Annotated in this window: 5 protein-coding genes; all 5 read right to left on the minus strand. The window is 61.3% G+C overall.

What is annotated here, in order from left to right; all coding sequences use genetic code 11:
- Positions 1 to 204 precede the first annotated feature (204 nt).
- Entirely contained in the window at positions 205 to 1,254 is a 1,050-nt protein-coding gene (locus ABYA88_RS15220) for a phosphotransferase (RefSeq protein WP_373188238.1), read from the minus strand.
- Positions 1,255 to 1,391: 137 nt separating this feature from the next.
- On the minus strand, positions 1,392 to 2,159 hold the full coding sequence (locus ABYA88_RS15225) for an SDR family NAD(P)-dependent oxidoreductase (RefSeq protein ID WP_373188242.1): 768 nt from the start codon (positions 2,157 to 2,159) through the stop codon (positions 1,392 to 1,394).
- 192 nt (positions 2,160 to 2,351) lie between these two features.
- The gene (locus tag ABYA88_RS15230) at positions 2,352 to 3,548 is read right to left on the minus strand and encodes an acyl-CoA dehydrogenase family protein (protein ID WP_373188239.1); all 1,197 of its coding nucleotides are present in this window, start codon (positions 3,546 to 3,548) and stop codon (positions 2,352 to 2,354) included.
- A gap of 186 nt (positions 3,549 to 3,734) precedes the next feature.
- A complete protein-coding gene (locus ABYA88_RS15235) occupies positions 3,735 to 4,355 on the minus strand; it encodes a TIGR04282 family arsenosugar biosynthesis glycosyltransferase (protein WP_373188240.1) in 621 nt (206 codons plus the stop codon).
- 7 nt (positions 4,356 to 4,362) lie between these two features.
- The coding region (locus tag ABYA88_RS15240) for a glycosyltransferase family 2 protein (RefSeq protein ID WP_373188241.1) at positions 4,363 to 5,043 on the minus strand (681 nt) is incomplete at its 5' end.

The raw sequence follows: 5,043 nt of genomic DNA on the forward strand, positions 1-5,043 counted from the left end.
ACCGAGTCCGGGACACGAACCTCGACGTACCTGAACCCGACAATGGATCCCCGCGTCCGCGAGGATGACGCTGACGGGGTGTGTGCGGAGTATCGAAATTAAACACGGCACCCCTAAAGACCCCGTCATTCCCGCGCACACGGGAATCCATTTTGACCTTGGGTTCAGTTTCCAGTCCCCCGAGGACGTTAGTGACGTGACCTCTTATTTCCCCTGCGCGATTTCCCAGCCACGCTCGGCAAGCAGTCCTGCCCGTTTGCCCACTTCGAGCGCATCGGCGTTGCTGGCATTACCCTGCAGCGCTCGGTGATATACGCCCTGCAGAATCGCCGCCAGACGGAACAGCGAAAATGCGAGAAAGAAATTCCAATTGGGGATTTCGCTGCGGCCGGTGTACTGGCAGTACCAGTCCAGTACTTGCTGTTCCTCCGGCAGGCCCAGACTCTTGAGGTCCACGCCGAGCATGCCTTTCACGCTGTTGACGCCAGCTGGCAGGTGGTAGGGCAGGCAGCAGTAGGCCAGGTCGGAGAGCGGGTGCCCCAGGGTCGCCAGTTCCCAGTCGAGAATCGATACGACCTTGGGTTCAGTGGGATGCAGAATCAGGTTGCCGACGCGGAAATCACCGTGGGCTATGGTGGTTTCGTCCTTGTCGGGCATGTTTTCCGGCAGCCAGGCCATCAGTTGATCCATCGCCGGCATGTCACCGGTACGGCTGGCCTCGAACTGGCCGCTCCAGCGCTTGATCTGCCGCGGAATATAGCCCTCGGCCTTGCCATAGCTTTCCAGGCCGACGGCTTTCCAGTCGACATTGTGCAGCCTGGCCATGGTCTCGATCATCGAGTGGTAGATAGGCTCGCGCTGGCTCTGCTCGACGGCTTCCAGCAGTGGTTGGGTATGCACCCGACCTTCCACGTACTCCATGATGTAGAACGCGGTCCCAATTACCTCGGCATCCTCACACAGCAGCTCGGCCTTCGGTACCGGTACGTCGGTCGCACCCAACGCGTTGATCACCTGGTACTCGCGCTCGACCATATGCGCTGATGGCAGCAGCTTGCCCGGTGGCTTCTTGCGCAGTACGTAACGCTTGCCGGCAATCTCCAGCAGGTAGGTCGGGTTGGACTGGCCGCCCTGGAACTGCTTCACGTCCATGCCGTTCTCGGCGCCGGGGATGCGGCCGGTAAGGTATCGAGCCAGACGGTCCTGGTCGAACTGGTGTGCGGGTAGTACATCAATAAGGATGGCTTCGCTCATCTGCAGGGAACCTGTTATTGGAATCGTTGATCAAGAGTAGCGGTATTCTGGACGAAATGGGCTGTGAGTGTCCCGGTGCCGGCCGGGTATTGCTGCGCTGAATACGCAGCAATCCGGTCCGGGTCATGGGCGGTGGATCAGGTAATGGTATCGCCGCCGTCGGCCACGATGGTCTGGCCGGTAACGTAGGCACCGGCTGCAGATGCCAGAAACAGGGCCACACCGGCGATATCCACCGGCTCGCCGACGCGGCGCAGGGGCAGTTTTTCTTCCACGCGCTTGAGTCGATCAGGATCGTCGAGCAGCGCCTGGGCGAAGTCGGTACGGATCAGGCCGGGGGCAATCGAATTGACGCGGATATTGTGCGGCCCCCACTCCAGCGACAGGTTGCGCGCCAGCCCAGCCTCTGCGGCCTTCGACATTCCGTAGACGCCAATATTGGCGCTGGCGCGGATGCCTGCAATGCTCGACAGCAGCACGATAGAGCCGCCGCCCAGTTCAACCATTTGTGGAATGACCATGTTGCAGAGCCAGAAGGTGCCCTTGACGTTGGTGCCCATGATCTTGTCGAAGGCTTCGTCGCTGACCGTGGAGGTCGCGCCATAGACCGGGTTGGTGGCGGCATTGCAGACCAGTATGTCGATCCGGCCCCAGGCTTCTATAGTTTTGTCGACCAGATTCTGCAGCTGCGCCTTGTCGCCCACGTGGCAGGCGATGGGGAGGGCGTCGAAGCCCTTGGCCTTGAGCTCGTTGGCGACCCGCTCGCAGGCATCGGCCTTGCGGCTGGAGATCACTACTTTAGCGCCGGCCTTGGCGTACTCCTCGGCAATGGCCTTGCCAATGCCCTTGGTGGATCCGGTGATGACCGCCACCTTGCCGGTCAGGTCAAATAGTGTGCTCATGATTTTCCCTGCTTGTGTTGTTGATAGAAACAGAGGGTTGGGTGCTCTGGCCGAAAGTCAGAATGGATCCCCGCGTTCGCGAGGATGACGGCTTAAGGGAGCGCGATGTTCTGGTGCTAAACGCCGAGCGCCCCAAAGACATCGTCATTCCCGCGCACGCGGGAATCCATTTTGATTTTCGGTGGTAGCGTCGGGTTACAAATACTGGCTCATTTCCAGCTTTGCAATAGTCCCCAGGTGCACTTCGTCCGGGCCGTCGGCCAGGCGCAGGGTGCGGGCTTTGGCGTAGGCGGAGGCAAGGAAAGTGTCCTGGCATACACCCGCGGCGCCGTGGACCTGGATGGCGCGGTCGAGCACATTGCACAGCATGGTCGGGGCGACGGCCTTGATCATCGCGATCTGCTGACGCGCTACCTTGTTACCGAACTGGTCCATGCTGCGCGCAGCCATGATGGTCAACAAGCGTGCCTGGTCGATCTCGCAGCGGGACTTGGCGATGTTCTCCGGTGTGCTGCCGAGCTTGTACAGCGGCTTGCCAAAGGCGGTGCGTTCGGCGGCGCGGCGGCACATGGCTTCCAGCGCGCGTTCGGCGACACCGATGCTGCGCATGCAGTGGTGAATCCGGCCCGGCCCGAGGCGGCCCTGGGCGATCTCGAAGCCGCGGCCTTCACCCAGCAACATGTTGGACACTGGCACGCGCACGTTCTCGTACTTGATCTCGGCATGGCCATGCGGGGCGTGGTCATAACCGAATACATGCAGGTCGCGCACAATGGTCACGCCGGGGGTGTCCAGCGGGACCAGGATCATGCTCTGCTGCAGGTGCTTGGGTGCATCCGGGTTGCTCTTGCCCATCACAATCGCGATTTTGCAGCTGTCAGCCATGGCCCCCGAGGACCACCACTTGGTGCCGTTGATAACGTACTCGTCACCTTCGCGGCGAATTTCGCACTGGATGTTGGTGGCGTCAGAGGATGCCACGTCGGGCTCGGTCATCGAGAAACAGGAGCGGATTTCGCCCGCCAGCAGCGGCTTGAGCCACTGCTCCTTCTGCTCCTCATTGCCGTAACGTTCGATGGTTTCCATGTTGCCGGTATCCGGTGCGCTGCAGTTGAATACCTCAGGCGCAATCGAGGAGCGGCCCATGATCTCGCACAGGTGGCCGTATTCTTCGTTGTTGAGACCGGCGCCACGCTCACTGTGGGGCAGAAACAGGTTCCACAGCCCCATGCTTTTGGCCTTGGCCTTGAGCTCTTCCTGGATCGGCGGGGCGCCCCACTTGTTCTGCTTTACCTGCTCGTAGAACAGCTTTTCGTTGGGGTAGATGTGCTCGTCCATGAAGCTTTCGAGCTGTTGCTTGAGATCCTTAACGCGGGGGCTGAGTTCAAACATGGTAATCCTTGTCTGGTCGGTGCTGAGTTGGATGGGCTGGTGCCGGCACGCAGTTGTATAAACGCGTGACTGCATTGCCTGACCATATAGTCACGGCTGTGGCAGGGAAACTATGTCCCGCAGCTGGAATGGAGGTGCATAAACAGATGTGATGTACCGCTCAGCGTATTATCAGCCAGCGATGACTCAGGGTGAGACAGAGGCAAATGGCAGGCCTGCAGCTGCGAGCCGGCGCAGGTCCTGCGGCTCATCCAGATCCCACAGGGTTGGGCCCAACCAGAGAGTCAGACCGGCCTTGGCCAGACGGGTCTGTGTGGCGCCGAGCACCCCCGCATGGCTCCAGGTCATATCGGCGAAGGCAGCAGGATGCGGCCTGCGCTGGCCAATCAGCACATAGCCGCCGTCCTCGCTGGGGATGATGGCAACGTCGTGATGGTCGAGCGCCTGATTGGCCTGCTGCAGATGCGAGCAGTCGAGCAGGGGGCAATCGGTACCGATCAGCAGGGCGCCGTCCGGATAGTCCGCCAGGGCATGGGCCATGCGGTCGCCGAGGTCATGACCCTGCTGCGGACGCAGGGCCAGGTGATGCTCGTGCGCCAGTGCCTGTAGCACGGGATCCTGAGTGTCAGGGGCGCAATACAACAGCCGCTCACCGGGCCAGTTGCGCGTCTGCTGTAACGTATGGCGTAGCAGCCTCTGGTACAGATCGCAGGCGCCCGCGGGACCGAGCGCAGGGATCAAGCGCGTCTTTACCTGGCCCGGCACGGGAGCCTTGGCGAAGATGATCAGGGGGCGGGCAGCGGTCATTGGAGTCCTATGTTCTGTTCTGCCGTGCAGGATAATACTTTTGCGCCAATCTGGCAGGGGAAACACCAGCCCAGTACTGCAGCCGCAGCCACCACATCAAAGCGATCGTGCGAAACACCCCGTGTTTTTGCCAGCGGCGACTGGAGGTGGTCAGGGGGGGGCGGATGCAAGCGGGTGGGGAGATGCGCTTGAGGCGCTTGCTCAGATCGATGTCCTCCATCAGCGGGATGTCGGCATAGCCTCCAAGGCGATTGAATAGATCGCGTCGCACAAAGATCGCCTGGTCGCCAGTGCAGATGCCGGTGAGGCGCGAGCGGTGGTTCATCATCCACGCGACCAGATTGAGGACCGAGGATGACGGGGCCAGACGCACGTCGAACCGGCCCCAGTGGGATTGCGAACCAAAGTCAAAATGGATTCCCGCGTGCGCGGGAATGACGAGGTGGGTGGGCGCCGCGGTGCCTAGCCCTGATACGCGACGCTCCGCGCAACCGTCATCCTCGCGAACGCGGGGATCCATTGTCGGGTTCAGGTGGGCTAAAGAGTCCCGTTCGGGGCCGGGTGTTGGCTGAGGATCAGAATGGATTCCCGCCTCCGCGGGAATGACGGATTCCTCCCTACCGTCATCCTCGCGAACGCGGGGATCCATTGTCGGGTTCAGGTGGGCTGAAGAGTCCCGTTCGGGGCT

It is taken from the genome of Halopseudomonas sp. (assembly GCF_041579695.1).
GTDB lineage: Bacteria > Pseudomonadota > Gammaproteobacteria > Pseudomonadales > Pseudomonadaceae > Halopseudomonas.